We start from the raw sequence: 19,918 nt of genomic DNA on the forward strand, positions 1-19,918 counted from the left end.
AACATCGCTGCGGCACTCTCGCCCTGCTTTGCGTAGCCATCTCCCAGAAGTGTCCAGTCCTCCGGGAGGTTCACAGGATGCGGTTCCAGGCGAAGAACCTGCTTCCAGGCTGCAGTCCCACCGACCCAGTCCTCTTTCAGATACGCAAGCTGGGCCTCCATCGCCAGGAGGGTGCGCTGTTGCTGGCGTGAGGCACTCTCAGAGAGCTGCTCTCGAAGTAAGCGTGCCTCTTCTTCTGCTTTCTCCGGTTTCCCACAGCGCCACAGAAGCGGAACCCGGAGGCACCGTGTTTGCTCGCGGCTAGCGGGGGCTTTGATCTGGCGCAGACTACTCTCTAAAATGCGGAGGGCCTCCGGGTAGTCGCCTCGCTCTTGGGCCAGCATGGCAGAGACATAGGTGTTATCGTCGTGCTTTCGGCTGGCATGGCGTGCGTTTGTCAGGTGCTCGTCCGTCGCCGCCAAGTCACCACGCTCCAGCGCGATGCGTGCTCGAAATGCCTCCACCTTGGCTTGCGTCCGTGGAAAGCGCTGCTCTAGCTCCGCCATCAGCTCTTGTGCATCGGTGCATCGGCCCAGCAGGAGCAGGCTCTCCCCTAGGGCAAGAGTCAGCTCAACCGCCGTATTCCAATCGGCACCGATTCGGGCGAAGTTCGTCGCGGACTGAAGCTGATCCAGTGCCTCGGCATAGTTTCCCTCAAGACCAGCACAGAGAGCACGAAGACGTAGACACTCGGTTTTCTGGATCGCCGTGCTCTGGGGATGAACGATCGCTTTGCTGATCCACTGCCGGGCATCGTCGTAGCGGCCCCGGTTGTAGGCCGCAAAGGCGGTGAAATACTGGAGCCGAGCGATCTGGGGCCATGACTTGCCCCCGACTGCCATGGCCTCAATTGCCGTTTTATAGACCGCCTCAAAATCGCCCTCTTGCTGGTACTTGAGGACGCCTATAAGCAGGCGTGTTGGCTCGTCCAGCACCTCCGAGACGGTGACGGCTTTCTCGCGCTCGGTAGCGGCCTTGCGGTTGTGCCCACGAAAGTCAAAGACCTGGCTTCGGAGCAAGTGCAGCTCCACCGCCTGGGCTGGGGAGGCCAAACCAAGCGCTGCCTCAAGGCGTTTTTCGCTCTCGCCAAGCTGCTCACACTGAAGCTGGAGAGTGACCGAGAGGATCAGGGCGTTTTGCAGAGTATCATCCAGTGCGGCGTAGGGGAGGGCAAGAAAGGGCTCTAGTGAGGCGATTGCCTCCTCAAGCTTTCCAGCATGGCTGAACCGCTGTGCGGCGGAGTAGGCAGTTTTCAGGGTGTCGCTTTCCATTGTTTCAGAACGGCTTCGTGGTAGGTATAAAAGGCAGGGGCAAGTGGCTGCTTTAGAAGCCTCTCTTGCAGAGCAAAGGCAGCTTCTCGGTTTCCTGCCAGCCAGTGTACCTGGGCGCAGGCTTCTAGGTGCTCGGGATCATCGCCAGGCTCAGGAGGAATCTTGGTGGTTCCTAGCAGTGCCAGTGCCCAAGCACGTCGTGCCGTACGAAGGGGGGAAGGCTCTAGGAGAGTATCCAGAAGGGCAAGTGCCGCCGCCCCATTCTGGGCTTCAAGCTCAATCGCCGCTTGAAGAAGCGTGGTCTGTGTCCCCGGATTCGCTTGCGTCGCTAGCTGGCGAGCTGCGGCAAAGTCTCGGCGCAGGCGTGCGAGTGTGATGCGCAACCCAAGCTCCTCAGCAGGCAGAAATGCTTCTGCTTCGTCGAGCTGGTTGTTGAGCAGAAGCGCGGTTGCCAGATAGCGACGGGCCAGCGGCTGATCCGAGAGCTTCTGGAGCTGGCGTGCATGGCGCAGAAGCTCCGGCCAGTCGTGGAGGGACTCGGCGGCGTGGAATCCCACACGGTGCGCCTGCCACTGCAGAGGGAGCGGCAAGCTGGTATGGGCGAGTGCCTGCTCAATGTAGTGGCGAGCATCCCGTGGGTACTGGGCATGCTGGGCGGTAAAGGCGGTGAAGCAGAGCAGCGTGGGCACCGCGATACGCTCCGGGTAGCTGGTCAGAAGCTCCTCTTGTAGGGCAAGTGCCTCGGGGTACTTTCTCTCACGAACCAGGCGCTCCTGGCGGGCAAAGAGGCGGTAGGCGGTGTCCGGGATCTGCTCAATCAGCATGTCGGCCTGAGCCCGAACCGTGAGTGCCTCGGTTTCTTCCCCCAGGTTTTCCAGACAGCGGGCTAGGTGGCGCAGGACATCGTGTTGCCCAGACTGTCCCAGTGTTGCGGGAGGCGTGAGCAACGCACGGCAAACTTGCTCGCCTAAGCGCCACTGCTCCAGCGAGACATAGAGACCGCAGAGGCGATAGTTTGCCTCAGAGATAAAGGCACCCTCGGACGGCAGGGCCGTCTTAAGGGAGCGTTCTAGGAGGCTGGCAGCGGCACGGAGTGCGCCTTGTGCCTGGAGCACATCCGCCTCCAACAACACAAGCTGTCGGCTGCGACGCATGCGGCCCGCCAGAGCCAAGCCAATCCCACCACCGAGCATTCCCAGCGCGACTGGGAGAAGCAACTCAAACACTTTCACAGTGTACCCGCAATTGGCTTGATATTTCCCAAAAAGGCGGTATACTGCTCTTCGCACCTCCACGGGGCGTGGCTCAGCTTGGTAGAGCGCGACATTTGGGATGTTGAGGTCGCAGGTTCGAATCCTGTCGCCCCGATACCAAACTTATAGTGAGAGTGCGAAGATGCGGGCGTAGCTTAATGGTAAAGCTCCTGCCTTCCAAGCAGATAACGGGGGTTCGATTCCCCCCGCCCGCTTTGTAAATAGCCCCGAAGACAGCTGTCTTCGGGGCTATTTTTTTCGGATCACTTTTCCATGACGGGCACCCGTGGGCTTGCCTTCATGCCAGGTGAGCTGACCGGAGACGATCACGGAGCTGACACCCGTTGCGAGGGCGTGGGGGGCGATGAACGTGGCATGTTCTGTGATGGCGGTGGGGGAAAAGACGGTGATGTCGGCAAAAGCTCCGACTGCAAGGCGGCCTCGGTCGCTCCAGCCGAGGCGCTGGGCGGGGAGGCTGGTCATGCGGCGGATGGCTTCGGGGAGCGAGAGGAGGTTTTTCTCTTTGACGTAGTGCTCCAAGATACGGGCAAAGGTGCCGTAGGAGCGCGGATGGGGGCGGTGGGCGTCGGCGGATTTTGCGTGCGGGTTCATGGCGACGGAGTCTGAGCCGATCATGACGCGGGGATCGGAGAGGATGCGCTCGACATCGGCCTCGCTCATGGCAAAGTGCGCGGCGCTCACCCAGCCCGTGCCTTCTGCGAGCAGGTCTAGGATAAAGTCGCGTGGGTCGCAGCCGACTTGCTGGGCGAGCGTGGTGATGCTCTTGCCGACATAGGCGTGGTGCGGACACGAGGCAATCTCGATGGCGTCCCACGAGACCCCGCCGGAGCTTTCTAGCTCGCCCATCCACTCACGAGCACGGCTGCGCAGGTCAGAATCTGTCAGCTTTTGCGCGAGATCCTCGGGATTTCCCGCCTGCGCCCAGAGCGGGAGCGCGATTACCGCAAGGCTGGTCTGGTAGGCGGTGTACGGGTACTGGTCGAGGAGAATGTCCATCCCGCGTGCTTGAGCCGAATCCACCATGGCCAAGGTCGAGAGGATCTTGCCCCAGTTGCGCCTACGCTCGGCCTTATGGTGCGAGAGCTGAAGGGGGAGCCCTGCGCCCTCCGCCACCGCGATCGCCTCCCCCACCGACTCTTCCAATAAGTCACCTTCATCTCGCAGGTGTGTCGCGTAGAAGCCGCCGTAGCTTGCGGCGACCTTGGCAAGGGCGGTTAGCTCCGCCACATCTGCGTAGCTTCCGGGGACATACTCCAGCCCAGAGCTGAGCCCTATCGCACCCGCCTGCATTGCAACGTCGAGTTCCTGCTGCATTTGAGCAAGCTCGGTGCCACTGGGCGCACGCTGCGCCATGCCCATCACGCGCTTTCGTAGCGAACCGTGCCCGGCCAGCGTCGCGATATTCAGAGCGCAACCGCTGTCTTCAACACGAGAGAGGAACCCCGAAAGATCGCTCCAGCTTAGCGTCCCGCCTGCCTGCTCCAGCCAGCGCCGCTCCAGGCTGAACTCAGGAGCTGCCGTCGCTAGCCCAAGTGAGATGCCACAGTTGCCCACTACTTCACTGGTGACGCCTTGTGCCAGTGACGACTCCATGCCGGGGGTAAATAAGACCGAGACATCTGAGTGTGTGTGGATGTCAATAAAGCCCGGCGCGACCACGCTCTCTCTTGTATCAATTATCTGTGCAGCCTGGCTTTGGCTCAAGTCTCCAATCGCTGCAACTCGCTCACCAATGACTCCTATGTCGGCGCGAACGAGGGGACTGCCGAGGCCATCGGCGAGTAGGCCACCGGTGAGAAGAAGATCAAAAGTTGGGGTCACGGGCGCTATTGTACCTGGTAACTATCCTCTTCCCGTGGGCTTCTTTTGCAGGAAGGGGCGCTCAAAGGCGAGGTGAAAGAGCCAGCTCAGCCCCAACACTACCGGGAGGAGAGTGGCCAGCACAAACGGGAAGGCTTGCAGGGGAGCGGTGACAATCAGAGGACGGGCGTAGTGGATTCCGAGTGCCAGTAGCGGATCGTGGAGCAGATAGATGCTGTACGAGAAGCTTCCCAGCAGCACCAGAGTTCGGCTGGAGAGTCGTGCGAAGATGCCTCGGAGCGGGAGGCTCTGTGGCATGACGGCACCGACGAGCAGAAGTGCTCCCGTGGCACAGCCCAGTAGCAGATCCAGGCCTACCAGGAGTGCATTGGCCACCCAGGGAGTTGCGGGCCAGGGAAAGCTATCGCGCCAGACCATGATCTCCAGAGTGCCCGAGAGAAGAGCCAGCACCACAGCCGCTGCGGGAAGCTTTCCGGGGGAGACGCGGGGTGGGTGGGCAACCCACTCGGCGGTGAGCATCCCTTGGACAAAGAGCAGAAGAAACCACGGGTTGGTTCCCCCGAGCTTGAAGAAAAGGGGGAAGACACTCAGCGCGGCTGCCGCGACCAGCACTGCAAGCCGCCCAAAGCGCTTGCGCAGGGGCATGAGCACCAGCGCAAAGATAAAATAGATCTGCCACTCCAGCGCGATGCTCCAGAAGGGGCCGTTGATCGCGATACTCCAGCGTGGTGTCCAGTTGTGCAGAAGCAAGCTGTGCAACACCAGGCTCTGCCACTCGCAAGAGTGGGGGGGCAGGATTGCGGGGAGTGAGATTCCGATGAGCAGGCTCAGCACCATGGCGGCAAAGTAGGCAGGCAGAATCCGGCGGGCGCGGCGCTTGAGAAAGTCGGGGCGAAGGGCAAGGGGTGTGTGCTGGGCTATGGGGAGCATCAGACAGAAGCCCGATAAGACGATAAAGATCGCGACAGCCGCATGGCCAAACTTAAGCAGATGGAACCAGGGTGGCAAGCTCCCCGCTTCGGCGATTACCACAAACCGCGTCCAGATGTGGTTGAGCACGACATAGAATGCGGTGATTCCGCGGATTCCGTCCACAAAGGGATAGTGCGCTGCCGGTTTGGTCTGGAGTGGTGGTTGGGGTGAGGCCATCAGGAAGATTATCGGTTTCTTATGGCCTCACCCTCAACTTGCCATGCTAACGCGGCTCGGCTGCGGACTGGAGCACCTCAAGCTGAGCGAGTGCGACAAGCTGGTCGGCGGTGATCGTGCCTAGCCAGACCTGCGTGCTCTGGCGCTTGGTGAGCACGAACCCAAGCCGCTGGAGTCGGGTCAGAGTATCGGGCTTAAGCTGCTGGAGAGTCAGCGCGACTTTGACACGCTCTTTGCCTCCAAGCTGCGCTTTCTTCTGGAGGCTCCCCGAGAGCTTTGCCAGCGAGGGAGGCGGTGCCGTGACACTTTTCTTAGACTCGGCAACGGGAGTCGGCGCAGCGGCGCTTGCTGCAGCCGCAGTCGGCCTACTCAGCATGGCTGCGCCTTTTGCAAAAGCGTAGTTGGCATTTGCGCTACCGCCAAAGCCTCCTGCCTGGTAACGTAAATTGCTACGGTTCATGTCCAGCGCCATTCCTTTAGGGAGCTCGGTGGGGACGGTGACCGAGGACTGCTGGCCGCCGGGGTTGGAGAGACTCGGGTCTACGGCCACAAACGACGTGTACTCCGTCATGAGCCTATGCTCCAGAGCGAGCGGGATGATCTCTTCTTTGGGGGCTGCACCGAGATCTCCTGCCCAGACGGCGTGCATCCGATCTTCGATCTTCTCTCGTGCCCAGAGAGTCGGAATCGCCTCACCGACACCGGGCTCCCCACTCGCGGACAGGTGGATGCGTACCCGGCGCTCCCACGGCTTGCCGCGCAAGACGCCATGCACTGTAATATCACCATCACCGGGTTTTGTGTAGCGGCCTTTGAGCACAATCGGAGCCGCCGAGAAGACATCGGGGATGTTGCGAGGGTAGATATCGTCTTTGGCCACGGGCAAGCCGCCCCAGTCCACGGAGATATTGGTCAGCAGCGGGTCGGCGATGCGGCGCTGGAATTTCTTTGCCACAACATCGCCCGGCTGGCGCAGGTCTACGATATCGGCGACCCCACGCCCCTCGCGTGCCATTCCTTCAATCAGGAAGCGATTCACGGAGTTCCCGATGCCAAAGGGGAACATACGCGTCGTGCCACGATGGTTGCGGATAAAGCCAACAATCTCCCGGTCGTTGCCGACGAGGCCATCGGTCATGTAGCAGATAATCCGGAGGCGATCTGGGTCATCCGGCTGCTGCAAGGCATAGTTTGCTGCCTGAAGAATGTCCGTCCCCCCAGAGCCAACCAGAGGCTGCAAGTACGCCAGTGCCTTCTGGATATTCTCCCTTGTCGCAGGCACAGCCTTCGGAAAACAGGGGTAGACCGCCGTGTTGAAACCTAGTAGCTGAAACGTGTCGCCAGGATTGAGGTTCTGGATGCAGTGGCGCATGGTCTCCTTGGCTTTTTCAAGGGGCTCCCCCGCCTGCGAGCCGGTCTGGTCAATCACAAACACCAGCTCCTTGGGGGTGACATCGGCGCGACGCGGCTGGCTCGGGGGCTGGAGCATCAGCAGGAAATGCCCGCCGCCCTTGCCATCGGGCTGGGCGAGGAGCCCTTCTTGGAGCTCACTTCCGGCGGCAGTCCAGCGCAGGATAAAGTCCTTGTTGGGAATTGAGTCGGCGGGGCTGAGCACGAGCTGAGCGCGAGTTTCGCCCAGGCGCTGCACCCCGACATCATGGAGCTGTGCGGCCAGCTCGCCCAGAGGCAGACCCGCATCCAGGTTGACTTGCACCGAGACATCGTGGCCAGAGCGAACCCCGAGCGGCTGGTTGTCTGCCACGCCACCATAGCGCGGCCCGACGACTAAGGGATGCACGAACTCGTAGTGCCCGTCCTCGTACTTGAGGGTCTGGACATAGCTAATCTGCACCGCGACTTGTTGGCCCGGCATGAGATTGGCGATGGACTGGGTAAAGAGATTGGCCCGCTCTTGATCCAGCAGTGCCGCTGTCTGCCCTGCCGCCCGTGCGGAGTTGTAGATATTGCGAGCTTCTTCCCTTCGCTTGATGCTCCCCTGAATGATGCGATCTTTGCCGATCTTGATCGTCATGTCGTCCACGGCGGCGTTTTCGGGCAAGGGAAAGCTGTAGACCGCCTCGACTGGCCCACCATTTTTGGGGCCTTCAAAGAGCTGTGTGACCGTCACCTGCGCCACCATCCCCGAGATATTGGCCTTCACATCGGTGTGGCGTAGGGGACAGATCGTCTGCGTGCTCGAAACCCGTAAACACCCCGGCGTCTCCTGGGCAATCGCCGAGCTTGCAGAAAGCGCGGCGGCTTTTAGCTCTGGGAATGCCACGGGGTGCGTCGTTATCGTCTTCGGCGTGGACACCGTGCGGTCTCGCAAGAGAGTCGCGCCACCAGCAGCCAGGCCGACTCCCAGGATCGAGGCGAGGGCAATCGTTGTTTTCATAGAATTCGTTTCTCCTGCGCCTTTGGTACCTCCAAGAGTGAGAAGGGTTCAAATACCCTCCTCCGTGATTCCCTCCTCCCTCCGCTTCGCTCCTCCCTCCTCCCAATCCTGGGAGGAAGGGGAAAGGAGGGGAGCCAGAGCCCTAAACGGTGCAGAAAACCCAGAAGTGCATCGGTAGAAAGACTCCCCTCTTCACAACCTGCCTCCCAGGATTGGGAGGAGGGGTTAGGGGGAGGAGGGAGGAGGGTATAATGCTGCCATGGAGAGCCGAAACACACTCAACTTAATCTACACGGCCTTGCTGACGGTGAGCTTGGTACTGGAGATGATCGCCCGAGTGGTGTTTTTAGGTACCTCTCTGCTGATCGCAACGCTCTCGTTGGTTCTTGTTGCAGGAACGGCCGTTGTCTGTCTCTGGTATGCCAGCCAGCCCCGCACGGTACCACTGACGGGAATGGCCTTGCTCTGCCGCGTGGTGGTGACGACGCAAGTGGTGCTCTCGGCCAAAGACCTGCTCAGCACCGACACCCTCCCCATCATGTTTTGTTGGGGCTACGCGATTGTCTGTTTGGGGCTGTCTGTGGTGACCGCGTTTACTCTGGAGCGCGATCTGCGTGTCATTCTCGCACAGCACCGCGAGAGATGAGGGACTTTGTCAAAGCCCCTTTCGCTATTTTTCTGGATAGATCGCTGACTGCACCTCTAGCCGCCAGTCGGCTCCGCGTGTTAGGATTTTGAAGTTTATAGGATGCCGTATATCATCCGGGAACATCTCTTTTTTCCTCTGACAAAGCTCTTGAATCACGGAGAGGAAGAAGGTTGCATCGGCTCTGTTCTCGTCTGAGTCTGCCCCTTTTTGGTTAAGCTGCTCCCCGGCAAATTTTTCCAGCATTTCCTGTTGCTCTTGCTCGGGGAGCATGGCGGTATTCCAGGCGATGATCGCCACAGGAATCAGGGTGTTAAGCTCGTTTTTATCTGACCTATCCTCACGAAAGGGCTCAATGAGTTGCATGAGGCACTCGGACATGGGGAGCAAGCCTAGGGTGGCGATATGGCGAAAAGGCAGTGTCTGTCGGGTAGTGACTTTCTTTTTGGGCATAATTTAACTGTTGGCGAGCTGGTAGAGAGCATCGGCGTAGAGCTTGGCGCAGAACAGCAGCCGTGAGATAGCGAATTTCTCATCGGGGCGGTGGGCGACTTCAGGATCGCCTTTCATGCCCGCGCCAAACGCGACGCCATTGGGGGCGACCGTGGTGGCGTAGGTGCGGCCTCCCATGGTGAGGGGCTTGCTCTTATCGCCCGTGTGCTCGCGGTAGACCTTGAGGAGCGTCTTAACCGGCTCGGCGTCTTGGGGGACATAGAGTGGGGCGGTGTGGTGCAGCTCGGTGATGCTCCAGCCCGCCTCGGTGAGCGAGGCTTGGGCACGCTCCAGGACGCTCTCATCCCAGGTGGCGGGGTAGCGCACATTAAAGGTCATCGAGAGCACGCCATCGAGGACGCTCACGATCCCGACATTGCAGGTCAGCGCCCCCGTGATCTCGTCTTTCCCCGCGATTCCAACTCCGGAGCCGTCGCAGGCGCAGCGCTCGACCAGCTCGGAGAGCCACGGCTCGGGGAACAGCTCAAAGAGGGCCTCGGCGAGCTTCTTTGCAGCGTTGATGCCTTTTTGTGGGGACGCACCGTGGCTTGCCTTGCCCTTGGTCCAGAGGCGCAGTGCCTTCTCGCCTTCGTCGGTGACTTTAAAGCTACGGCGGCGCTTGAGGGTCTTGGCAATATAGCGCAGCCGATCCGGGGAGCCGATCAGCACGGCTTCGGCTTCGTCGGGCACCATGTTAGGACGCAGGCCGGAGCTGAAAACGGCCACTAAAGAGTCGCCGATGGGCTTGGTTGCCGTCAGGGTGAAGCTGCCTTTTTCTGCGTAGTAGAGCGGAAAGCCCGCGTCGGGGGTGAAGGCCAGGTCGGGCTTGGGCTGCCCCGCGACATCGAAGTAGTGGCGCATGCACTCCCAGCCAGACTCTTCGTCGCAGCCGAAGATCAAGCGAATCTTGCGCGTGAGGGGCAGGCCGGAGTCGAGAACAGCCTTCGCGCCAAAGAGAGCGGCAAACGTGGGGCCTTTGTCATCGGACGCGCCGCGGGCATAGACCCAGTCGCCGTCAATCTCCGCGCCAAATGGGTCGCGTGTCCACTCAGAGCCCACGGGCACGACATCTAAATGCCCGAGCATCGCCACGATCTCGGGGGCATCTTCGGGGCCAAACTCCGCGTGGCCTGCGTAGCCGCCGAAGTTCTCTGTTCGCATCCCAAGCCGCTCACAGAGCGCCAAAGTGTGCGTCAGTGCATCGGCGCAAGGCTTGCCAAACGGGGCGTCTGGTCCGACCGTCTCTGGCTCATTGACCGAGGGAATCCGCAGAACGGCCTGCGTCTCGGCAATAATCTCGTCTTGGTGGGCCTCTACCCACGCTTCAAAAGTGGTACGCATGGTGGTATTGTACCCTCCTCCCAAGCTTGGGAGGAGGGAAAGAGAGGAGGGAAAGGGAGGAGGGAAAGGGAGGAGGGAGGTTACTTTGCCGTGACTGCCTTGTCTTTGCGAAACTCCGCCACACGGTTGACGAACTCCCCGAGCTGCTGAACGAACTCAGAAGACTCGATATCGCCGATAATAATCACCTCGCGCTGGGTGTTCTTGATCGTCGGGCGCAGGTGCGCTGGGATCGAGTCTAAGAAGCTATCCCGGTTGATACTCCGGTTGCCGGAGATCTTCCCCGTGTGGGCGAGAACCGGCTTGTTGGAGTTGCTATCGCGGACAAAAATTCCCCCTAGTAGCCAGGACTCCCCATTTTTATGGATATTGATCTCCATCGTGATCGGGTGCTCCTTGCCATCAACGGGCTCTCCCTGGCCGCAGGTACAAAAAATCGTGTCGGGAAACTTCTCACTGTCAGACTCAAGCCGACTCCAGAAGTTGTGTTCTTTATTCCAGTAAACCGTCACTGTCTCGCTTCCGCCTCGGTAGCCAATCATGATCTCTCGGGGGACACCCTGCTCGATAATCCGTGTGGACATCGTCGCAAAGGAGTCCAGGATCGTCTCCTGGCTGGTGATTCTAATAGGTCGCATTAAGTATTCCTTTCAAACAGAGCCCCTCGTGCCTTTCGGGCCAGCGAGGGGCGGGTGGGTAGTCGGAGCAAGCGAGGCGGTATGCCTGCTCCGATGACAATTATTTTTTTTCTAACATTTTCTGACGGAAGTGCTCATCGGGCCGGGTGTGGATCCGCGCGACATTCTCAGGGGTAAGAAAGCGCGGGCCACCCAGGGCATAGGCACCGATCAGGGCGCGGGCGACCTTCACGGACATCGCCGTGATCCGCTCCACTTCATCGGCATCTTTCCCGAGGGCAAACAGCCCGTGGTTGCGCAGTAGCAGAACCTTGGGCGGGGCACCCCACTCCGCTTTATAGGCCGCAATCGCCGTGCGGCATGCTTGTGCCAAAGGAGGACCCGGATCCACATAAGGCACAAAACAAACGGCGGGGCCACAGACCACGATCTCATCGGGGAAGATGCGCCCCGCAATGGCCTCCTCCGCTTTCTCCGAACAGAGAACGGAGAGCCAGGGAGTTGGGTGGGTGTGGCCCACCACATTTGCGCCACCGTCGGTGAGGCAGACTGCGTGAAGTGCCGCCTCCACGCTGGGGTGCAGGGGATCTTCGGGATTCACTCGTGCACCGCGCAGCAGGTCCTTGATCTCGTTGTCCCCAAGGCTCTTATGGTCTAGGATAGCCAGTGAGCGTGCCGTGTCCATTAAGACGAACTGATCGGCACGCATCGTGCCCATCATGCACCCAGACGCCTTCAGCCAGAAAGTGGCCCGATCCCCGACCGCAGCCGAGACATTGCCTTCGGCCAGGATCGAGAAATCGTGGTTTGAGGAGCCCAGCCAGTGGGCAAGTTTATGGAGGCGTTCTAAAACTAACGCTGTATCGTTCTTCATACTCCCTTTATTGTACGCTATGGAATGTAGTACAATGGCCTCCAATAGGGTTTGTAGGCAAAAGACCTGATAATAAATGAAGACGGTAGTAGATAGATAGCTCCTATGTAAGAATAGGAGGAGGACGGAACGGATGGAAATTATTGCCTGGGGGACACGGGGGTCGCTGCCCGTGGCTAATTCTGGCATGGTAAAAATAGGGGGCAATACGACGTGCTTCGAAGTGCGCTCTGTTTGTCTGCCTCAGGGAACTCACGTGGTCGTTGATGGTGGCACGGGCTTTCTTCCCTTTGCGACGGAAGCCTTGAGGGGAGGAATGAAAAACCTCCATCTTTTCCATACGCACTACCACCACGACCACACTCAGGGCGTGCTGATCGCGCCGCCTATTTTTATGCAGAGCCTCGGGATGCATATCTATGGCACCAAAGATCGCAGCTTCGGCCCCAAGCAGGTCTATGAGCGCATTATGGAGCCGCCGTTTCACCCTGTCTCGTTTGGCGCGATCTCTCAGCACATCACGTTTCATCCGATTGAGCTGCCACCGACCCGCGTGATCCTGATCCACCCCGAAGGCGGGCAGGTGATCGTGGAGCGTGAGCGCTTTCTCCAGCATGAGGAAGCAAACCGTCCTCTTTCCTTTGGCTCTGGCCAGAGCTTCCCGATCTCCGAGTGTTTAGTGGTCTTTATGCACTGGACCGAGCACCCTGAGCGGACGGTTACCTATCGTTTCGAGGAGCGTCCTACGGGGAAAGTTTTTGTGCTGCTCACCGATGAAGAGGTTCGCGCGGGCATTCCGACATCCCTGATTGAGTTTCTCTCTAAGACGGACTTGTTGATTCAGGATGTCCAGTACTCCCAAGAAGAGTATGAGAAGGGGGGGAAAGCCGGCTTTGGTCACGGAACTCCCGAGTATGCGGTTCGCCTAGCGCGTGTTGCCCATATTGGCCGGATTGGCTTCACCCACCACGATCCCCTTGCCGCCGATGGCCGTGTCGAGGCACTTGTGATCGAAGGAAAGGCCCTGCTCCAGCCCGGCGAGACCCTCCAACTCTTCGCCTGCCAGGACTACGACCACTACGAGGTTTAGATTCTCGGGTACACTGGGCCATGAGCCATTCACTGCCCACCCGTGCCCAGATTCTCGAAGCGGCGCGTGAGAGTACCTGGGACTTAGAGAGTATCTTTCCCACACCGGAGTCCTGGGAAGCGGCGTTTGTTGCTGCCGATGCCGCCATTCCCAGCGCCGCCGCGTTTGCAGGCCGACTAAGTAACTCTGAGACACTTGTCGAGTACTTTGCGACCGTCGAGAAACTACAAATCCAGGTCAGTCATATCGCGGTCTATGCGCACTTGGGCTTTGCCACGGATACGTCCAATACGGATGCCGCCGCCCGCACCGATCGGGCGATGGGGCTGGCGACGCGTTTTGGGGCAGCGACTGCCTTTGCGGAGCCGGAGCTACTGGCCCTCGGAGCCGAGAAACTGACACAATGGGCGGCGGAGCACCCCAAGCTCGCTACCCACGCCCACTACTTCGACCGGCTCAGCCAGCGTGCGCCCTACATTCGCTCGGGTGAGGTTGAGCAGGTGCTGACGATGGCCAATGATGCCTTCCGAAGCGCCAGCCGCATCCATGGGATTCTTTGTGATGCCGATCTGACCTTCACGGCGGTGGACGGCGACCGGGAGATTGGGCAGAGCACCATTGGGAGCCTGCTTACGGATGCGGATAGATCGGTGCGCGAGAGTGCCTGGAAGGGCTATGCCGATGCACACTTGGCTCATAAGAACAGCCTCGCGCAGTGCCTTGCCACAGGTGTCAAGCAAAATGTCTTCACGGCCCGCGTCCGTGGCTACGAGTCTGCGCTCCATGCCTCGCTCACGCCCAACTTCATCCCCGTGAGTGTCTTTGATAACCTTATGACGACGTTCCAGAAGAACTTGCCTACCTGGCACAAGTACTGGGGCTTGCGAAAGCGTGCGCTCGGTCTGGATAAACTCGCGCCGTGGGACATTAAAGCGCCCCTCACCCAGGGCAAGACCGAGGTTCCCTATGCACAGTCGGTTCAGTGGATTGCGGAGGGAATGGCACCGCTGGGCGAAGAGTATGTTGCGGCGATGGTCAAAGGCGCGACAGAAGAGCGCTGGGTGGACTGGGCGGTAAATAAAGGCAAGCGCATGGGCGCGTTTTCATCGGGGGCCGTTGGGACGCACCCGTTTATCATGATGAGCTACAACGACGATGTCTTCTCGCTCTCCACACTTGCCCACGAGCTGGGCCACTCGATGCACAGCTACTACAGCCGCAAGAGCCAGCCAGCGCACTATGCAGGCTACGGGCTCTTTGTGGCCGAGGTGGCGAGCAACTTCAACCAGGCACTGACCCGCGCCTACCTGCTCGAAAAATTCGCCGATAACAAAGAGCTGCTGATTGGTGTCCTGGAAGAGGCAATGAGCAACTTCCACCGCTACTTCTTGGTGATGCCCACCCTCGCCCGCTTTGAGCGCGAGATCCATGAGCGTGTCTGGAGCGGCGGCGCTCTGACAGCGGCTTTTCTCACCGAGCGCATGGCCGAGCTTTTTGCGGAAGCCTTTGGACCCGATGTGGCGCTGGAGGGCGAAGACCGCCAGCGTGTCGGAAGCACCTGGATGCAGTTCTCGACGCACCTCTACTCCAATTTCTATGTCTATCAGTACGCCACGGGCATCTCGGGGGCGCATGCGCTCGCTCAGAACGTGCTCAGCGGCGGCCCGCCCGCCGCCGATGCCTATCTAGGCTTCTTAAAGGCAGGAGGCTCTGACTATCCGCTGAACGTGCTCAAGAGCGCGGGCGTAGAGCTGGCCTCTCCGGAGCCGGTGGAAGCGGCATTTGCCACGATGGCCCACTATGTAGATCGCCTGGAGACCCTGGTTTGATCGCACGCCGCCTGCGCTTGACGGAGGCGCTGTTGCTGTTTTGTACGGCGATTGTTCTGCTGACCGGGACACTTCTCGTCTCGGTGGCCAAGGCTCCGGCGAGCACGCCCGTACTTCTTAATACAGCAAGCGCTCCCGAGCTCACCAAGGCGCTGGGCGGCGATGCAGCACTGGCAAAGGCGGTTTTGAGCGAGCGTGAAAAGAGGGGAGCCTTCTCGGATGTTGATGCTCTGGTGCGTCGCAAAGTGCTCTCGGCAGCGCAGCTTCGGGCTTATGAGCCTGAGCTGGCCGTGCATACCTGGGGGCTGGCCAATGTGACGCTCTGGTTCTCGACCCTGGGGCTGCTGGTGATGTTTCTGGTGCTCCACCTACACCTCCGCCGCATCTGGCCGGTCGCCGATCCGTACTTGTTGCCCTGCGCGGCCTTGCTCTCGGTGCTGGGGGTCTTGCTTCTGTTTGCCCTAAAAGACCCGATCCGAGATCGGATGGCGTTTTTTGCTCAGGCACAGGGGGTCTGGCTAGGCGGAGCATGCGTGCTGCTCTTGACCCTCAAGCGCTTCTGGAGTCTGCCGCTCCACCGCTACGGCTATATCTACGTGCTCGGCTCCGTGCTTCTGATTGCACTTCTGGGGGTCTTTGGTAGTGGCGTTGGTCATGTCAAGCTCAATCTCTTTGGCTTCCAGCCGGTGGAGCTGGTGAAGGTTCTGCTGGCGTTTTTCTTGGCCAGCTACCTCGCCGACCGAGGCCGAGCGCTGGCAGATACATCGGCGCAGGCGCGTCGCGCCGATCTCTACCCACTTCTCGCGGCCTACGCTCTCCCGCTGGCGCTCTTTGCGCTCCTCAAAGATCTTGGGCCAGTGCTGGTGCTCTTTGGGACTTTCATGGCGCTTCTCTACGTGGTGACAAGCCGGAGTGCGTTTGTCTGGTTGGGGCTGGTTGCGCTGGGGCTGGGGGGGTGGATTGGCTATGTGCTCGGTTTTGGTGTCTTTCGTACGCGCGTCGAGATGTGGCTCCATCCCTGGGACAACCCTGCCGTGGGCGGCGATCAGCTCGCGCTGGGGCTCTGGGGGCTGGCGACGGGTGGCCCGAGCGGCGCTGGTCTGGGGCTGAGCGGTGCACGGTTTATCCCAAGAGGTGGCTCGGATCTGGCGTTCTCAGCGCTGGGTGAGGAGCTGGGGCTACTGGGGCCGCTGGTTGTCGTGCTCTGCTTGGCCGTTATTTTTTGGCGTGGTTTGGTCATGGCGCCCCGCACCCGCTCCGAGTTTGAGCGCTATCTTGCGATTGGGCTGACCGTGCTGATTGTCTTGCAAGGGCTGGTGATTGTCTGCGGGTGCCTGGGGCTGCTTCCCCTGACGGGAATCTGCCTGCCGCTGGTGGCGTTTGGGAAGTCGTCGGTGGTGATGACTTGGGTGAGTATCGGGCTTCTTTTGGGAATCTCACAGCGGGCACAGCACGACCCCGAGCTGCTGCAGCCGTATGTCCACAAGGGGCTGGGACGCCTGGCCCTCACACTAACGGTTCCGCTCTTAGTCTGCCTGGTGACCGCGCTGGCCACGCAGACGGTTCTGGCCAACAAGCTCGCGCTCCAGCTGGTGCGCACCCCCGATGCCGATACCGTGGTACGTCCCCACCGGAACCCCCGTCTGCTGGCGCTCTCGAACAAGATCCAACGGGGACGGCTCCTCGACCGTAACGGGAAAGTGCTCGCGGAGACGGTGAAGGGCAAGCGGGTTTATCCCCGAGGCGCGGCGACCGCGCACTTGGTCGGGGTACTCTCGCCCGCACTGGGCGGGCCGACGGGCCTAGAGGAGTCGCTGGCCGCGTCGCTGCAAGGCATGGAGGACTGGGAGCAGGCGCTGGCGCTCTGGCGGGGCAAAGACCTGCCAGGCTTCACGCTTCCGCAAGGCCAGGATGTCAGCGTCTCGCTGGATGCCACGCTTCAAGAGGCGGCGCTCAAAGCAATCGCCAAGCGCGCCAAGCGTGCCGGAGCCGCCGTGGTGCTAGACATCGCAACCGGTGAGGTGCTGGCCGCCGCGACATTTCCGACCTATGACCCCACCAAACCCGTCACTATAACCAAAGACTCACCTCAGCTCAACCGAGCAACCAGCGGGCTCTACCCCCCCGGCTCGGCGTTCAAGCCCGTGACCGCGGCGGCACTTCTCAAGGCGGGAAAAGGCGCGGCGAAGTACTCGGGCGGCAAAGGCGGGCGGGAGACGGTGCGCTGGAAGATCGGCAGCCAGAGCTACTCCCGTAGCATCACCAACGATGAGGGCGAGGCGCTGGGGAGAAGCCTGACCCTGACCTCGGCCATGGTGCGCTCGTCGAATATCTACTTTGCCCATGCCGGAATTGATGTCGGGGCAGAGGCACTTCAGAGGACAGCGGGACAGTTCGGCCTGACCCATCTGCCCGAGCGCCCCCAGTGGGAGCGTGAGCTACCCGATCTTTCCTACGGCCAGGGTAGCCTGCTGGCCACCCCCATGGAAATGGCCTCGGTGATGCAGACCGTCGCCAGTGGAGGCATCCGCCGCCGCCCGCACTATGCTCTCTCGGAGAAGCCCGAGACACTCGCCACGCCACTCACGCCGGAGCAAGCGGAGGTGATCGCCAAAGCCCTTCGCGAGGTCACCGAGAGCGGCACAGCCCGTGGGGTCTTTAGCACGCTCGCGTTTAAAGTCGCGGGCAAGACCGGCACGGCCCAGACCAGCAACGGCGATAAGAAAAGCCACTCGTGGTTTATCGGCTTTGCCCCGGCCCAGAACCCCAAGGTCGCCTTCGCCGTGCTGATCGAAAACGGCGGCTACGGCGCAAAGTCTGCCGCCCCCGTCGCCCGCGAGATCCTCCGCGCCTGGGACGGAAAATAGCGTGGATTGTCAGACTTTAACAAGCTCTGGCCAAGTCTCAACCTGATCCAGTGTTTCTGCCCACTGCTCAATTACAATTGCCGAGGCCCGCTCAATTATTGCTAGGGTTGCCGCGTCGGGCTCTTTGGTCGTCGCGTCGAAGGGAGTAGGCATGGCTGATTGTACCTGCCAGTGCTAAACGCCGCATAGATATGAGCCACCCAGAGACCGTTTGCCTCTGGGGCTATGGCAAGCAAGAAAGGTGGTGTGATACTTGTGGAGATCGTGATGGCCGAAGGCTCTCAGACGCCTACTTTCAGTGGGCGGCAAGTGATTCGTGCGATTTTAGACGATTGCATCTACAATGTTTGATAACATAGCTGTCATGACGAACGATCAGACGATGGAATCCGCTTGTATAGCTTGTATAGAAGTGACGATTCATGTTTCTTGAGATGACTCCTGCCGAGATTTTCTCTGGTACAGACCATGCAGACCATTGAGCGCATTGCGTTTTTACTCCTGATTGTCTGCCTGATCGCCATGATCGGGCGGCGGCTACGACTACCCTACACGGTCGGTCTGCTGCTCTCGGGGGTGCTGCTCTCGGCAACGGGATTGCTGGCTGGGGTGACACTGACCCAGGAGCTGATCTTCTCCGCGTTTCTGCCGCCGCTGATCTTCGAGGCCGCGTTCTACATTCCGTGGAAAGAGCTGCGCGCCGATCTCAAGCCGATTCTGGTCTTTGCGACCCTGGGCGTGCTTCTGGCAATGGCACTCACGGCGGCAGGGATGCACTTTCTGGTGGGCTGGCCGTGGCAGGCTGCGGTTATTTTTGGGACGCTGATTGCCGCCACTGACCCGGTCTCCGTGATCGCCACGTTTAAGGAAGCGGGCGTGCACGGACGCTTGCGTTTGCTGGTGGAGTCGGAGAGCCTCCTGAACGATGGGACAGCGGCGGTGCTCTTTGGAGTTGTGCTGGCGTGGGCAAGCAGTGGGCAGGTCTCGGCGCAACATATCGGGCTGGATCTCTTGCGCGAAGTCGGGGGCGGCTGTGTGATCGGCCTGCTCGTTGCGGGCATCTTGCTCTGGATCGCGGGGCACACCGACGACCACTTGGTGGAGATCGCGCTCACCGTGGTCGCAGCGTATGGCTCGTTTCTCATCGCGCAGCACTTCCACTGTTCGGGCGTCTTGGCAACCCTCTGCTGCGGCCTCTTGCTCGGCAACTACGGCTCACTGGGCTCCCTCTCTGATGCGGGGCGTGAGGCGGTGGGCTCGTTCTGGGAGTTTGCGGCTTTCTTAGTCAACTCGGTGATCTTCTTGCTGATTGGCGCGCAGCAGCAGGGGCTCTTGGGACAGCTCCAGCGCCACGCCGTCCCGATCCTGATTGCCATTGTTGTCGTGATTCTCGGGCGGGCCGTGGCGGTCTATCCGCTCAGTGCGCTCTTTCGTCGCTCAACACTTGCGATCTCGATGGCACACCAGCATGTTCTTGTCTGGGGCGGCCTGCGCGGTGCCCTCGCTCTCGCCTTGGTTCTTGGCTTGCCGGAGACCTTGCCCCGACGTGCCGAGCTTATCGTCACCACCCTCGGGGTTGTCGTCTTCTCCGTGATTGTCCAGGGCCTGACCTTCACGCCCCTGCTCAAGCGCCTCGGGCTTTTAGAGCACTAGCTGCCGTCGCGCAGGGCTTCGTAGAGACGAGCCGCGAGCACGGTTCCCAGGCACGGCCCCAGCAGATAGATCCACCACGCCGAAAGCGCGGCTCCACCTGAGACTAAAGCAGGCCCTAGCGAGCGCGCCGGGTTCATCGAGCCGCCCGTGACGGGGCCGCCAATCCAGACGAGAAACACCACACACAGCCCGATAGCGACTCCGGCAACCGGCGTGGCTCCGCGCTTATCCGTCGCGACCCCGAGAATCAGTAGCATCAGCAAAAACGAGAGAGTCGCCTCTAGCAATACACAAGAGAGCGCGGATACGGAAGGCGTTGGGACATGAGTTCCGTGGGCTCCGGCGCCAAAGATCAGCGCCGTGAGCCCTGCCGCAAGGGTTGCCCCGAGCACCTGTGCCAGAACATAACCGGGAACTTGTTTCCACGAAAAGCGCCCCGAGACCGCAAAACCCAGCGTGACGGCAGGGTTGAAGTGCGCGGAGCTGATGTGCCCAAAGGTGTAGATCATGGCCAGCACCGCCAGCCCTGATGCCCATGC

The 19,918-nt window shown here is 60.5% G+C and carries 16 protein-coding genes, 2 tRNA genes and 1 pseudogene; 8 read left to right on the forward strand and 11 right to left on the reverse strand.

From position 1 onward, the window contains the following. Together AC1XOS_RS07565 and AC1XOS_RS07570 are read right to left on the reverse strand one after the other, a co-directional pair. A pseudogene (locus tag AC1XOS_RS07565) lies at positions 1-1,310 on the reverse strand (hypothetical protein); the annotation flags it as partial. Next, a complete protein-coding gene (locus AC1XOS_RS07570; RefSeq protein WP_481961607.1) occupies positions 1,292-2,536 on the reverse strand; it encodes a hypothetical protein in 1,245 nt (414 codons plus the stop codon). The pseudogene AC1XOS_RS07565 and the gene AC1XOS_RS07570, both read right to left, overlap by 19 nt. A 68-nt stretch (positions 2,537-2,604) precedes the next feature. Here AC1XOS_RS07570 and AC1XOS_RS07575 point away from each other — a divergent pair. Next, positions 2,605-2,678: transfer RNA gene (locus tag AC1XOS_RS07575), tRNA-Pro, on the forward strand. Between the two features lie 29 nt (positions 2,679-2,707). Then, positions 2,708-2,778 (forward strand) — tRNA-Gly (locus AC1XOS_RS07580). A gap of 34 nt (positions 2,779-2,812) precedes the next feature. Here the strand turns inward: AC1XOS_RS07580 and AC1XOS_RS07585 are convergent. The 3 genes from AC1XOS_RS07585 to AC1XOS_RS07595 are packed head-to-tail and all read right to left on the reverse strand — an operon-like array spanning position 2,813 to position 7,949. Continuing rightward, entirely contained in the window at positions 2,813-4,405 is a 1,593-nt protein-coding gene (locus tag AC1XOS_RS07585) for an N-acyl-D-amino-acid deacylase family protein (protein WP_481961608.1), read from the reverse strand. Positions 4,406-4,426: 21 nt separating this feature from the next. Beyond that, positions 4,427-5,554 (reverse strand): acyltransferase family protein, encoded by a 1,128-nt coding sequence (locus tag AC1XOS_RS07590; protein ID WP_481961609.1) that lies wholly within the window; start codon positions 5,552-5,554, stop codon positions 4,427-4,429. A gap of 46 nt (positions 5,555-5,600) precedes the next feature. Beyond that, on the reverse strand, positions 5,601-7,949 hold the full coding sequence (locus AC1XOS_RS07595; RefSeq protein WP_481961610.1) for a VIT and vWA domain-containing protein: 2,349 nt from the start codon (positions 7,947-7,949) through the stop codon (positions 5,601-5,603). A gap of 259 nt (positions 7,950-8,208) precedes the next feature. Here AC1XOS_RS07595 and AC1XOS_RS07600 point away from each other — a divergent pair, with 259 nt between their 5' ends. Then, entirely contained in the window at positions 8,209-8,595 is a 387-nt protein-coding gene (locus tag AC1XOS_RS07600; protein WP_481961611.1) for a hypothetical protein, read from the forward strand. A gap of 24 nt (positions 8,596-8,619) precedes the next feature. Here the strand turns inward: AC1XOS_RS07600 and AC1XOS_RS07605 are convergent, their stop codons facing one another. From AC1XOS_RS07605 to AC1XOS_RS07620, 4 genes are all read right to left on the reverse strand, one after another. After that, positions 8,620-8,961 carry a hypothetical protein gene (locus AC1XOS_RS07605; protein WP_481961612.1) on the reverse strand — a complete coding sequence of 114 codons (342 nt, stop codon included), beginning with the start codon at positions 8,959-8,961 and terminating at the stop codon, positions 8,620-8,622. 90 nt (positions 8,962-9,051) lie between these two features. After that, positions 9,052-10,428 carry a Sapep family Mn(2+)-dependent dipeptidase gene (locus AC1XOS_RS07610; protein ID WP_481961613.1) on the reverse strand — a complete coding sequence of 459 codons (1,377 nt, stop codon included), beginning with the start codon at positions 10,426-10,428 and terminating at the stop codon, positions 9,052-9,054. A gap of 80 nt (positions 10,429-10,508) precedes the next feature. Continuing rightward, on the reverse strand, positions 10,509-11,066 hold the full coding sequence (locus AC1XOS_RS07615; RefSeq protein ID WP_481961614.1) for a hypothetical protein: 558 nt from the start codon (positions 11,064-11,066) through the stop codon (positions 10,509-10,511). 100 nt (positions 11,067-11,166) lie between these two features. Further along, on the reverse strand, positions 11,167-11,940 hold the full coding sequence (locus tag AC1XOS_RS07620; RefSeq protein ID WP_481961615.1) for a class II aldolase/adducin family protein: 774 nt from the start codon (positions 11,938-11,940) through the stop codon (positions 11,167-11,169). Between the two features lie 133 nt (positions 11,941-12,073). Here AC1XOS_RS07620 and AC1XOS_RS07625 point away from each other — a divergent pair, with 133 nt between their 5' ends. Genes AC1XOS_RS07625 through AC1XOS_RS07635 form a run of 3 tightly spaced genes read left to right on the forward strand, consistent with a single transcriptional unit; the run spans position 12,074 to position 17,726 of the window. Next, positions 12,074-13,030: an MBL fold metallo-hydrolase gene (locus AC1XOS_RS07625; RefSeq protein WP_481961616.1), complete on the forward strand. Its 957-nt coding sequence runs from the start codon at positions 12,074-12,076 to the stop codon at positions 13,028-13,030. 20 nt (positions 13,031-13,050) lie between these two features. After that, on the forward strand, positions 13,051-14,859 hold the full coding sequence (gene pepF / locus AC1XOS_RS07630; RefSeq protein WP_481961617.1) for an oligoendopeptidase F: 1,809 nt from the start codon (positions 13,051-13,053) through the stop codon (positions 14,857-14,859). Further along, positions 14,856-17,726, forward strand: a complete 2,871-nt coding sequence (locus AC1XOS_RS07635; RefSeq protein WP_481961618.1) for a penicillin-binding transpeptidase domain-containing protein — start codon at positions 14,856-14,858, stop codon at positions 17,724-17,726. The genes pepF and AC1XOS_RS07635 overlap by 4 nt, the downstream gene beginning before the upstream one ends. 9 nt (positions 17,727-17,735) lie before the next feature. Here AC1XOS_RS07635 and AC1XOS_RS07640 read toward each other — a convergent pair whose 3' ends face one another. After that, positions 17,736-17,879: a hypothetical protein gene (locus tag AC1XOS_RS07640; RefSeq protein ID WP_481961619.1), complete on the reverse strand. Its 144-nt coding sequence runs from the start codon at positions 17,877-17,879 to the stop codon at positions 17,736-17,738. A gap of 72 nt (positions 17,880-17,951) precedes the next feature. Between AC1XOS_RS07640 and AC1XOS_RS07645 the strand changes: the two genes are divergently transcribed. Further along, the gene (locus AC1XOS_RS07645; protein ID WP_481961620.1) at positions 17,952-18,077 is read left to right on the forward strand and encodes a hypothetical protein; all 126 of its coding nucleotides are present in this window, start codon (positions 17,952-17,954) and stop codon (positions 18,075-18,077) included. A 117-nt stretch (positions 18,078-18,194) separates the two neighbouring features. Next, on the forward strand, positions 18,195-19,379 hold the full coding sequence (locus AC1XOS_RS07650) for a cation:proton antiporter (protein ID WP_481961621.1): 1,185 nt from the start codon (positions 18,195-18,197) through the stop codon (positions 19,377-19,379). Here AC1XOS_RS07650 and AC1XOS_RS07655 read toward each other — a convergent pair. Continuing rightward, positions 19,376-19,918: MIP/aquaporin family protein (locus AC1XOS_RS07655; protein ID WP_481961622.1), on the reverse strand; the 543-nt coding region annotated here is incomplete at its 5' end. The genes AC1XOS_RS07650 and AC1XOS_RS07655 overlap by 4 nt on opposite strands.

It is taken from the genome of Armatimonas sp., assembly GCF_964826245.1.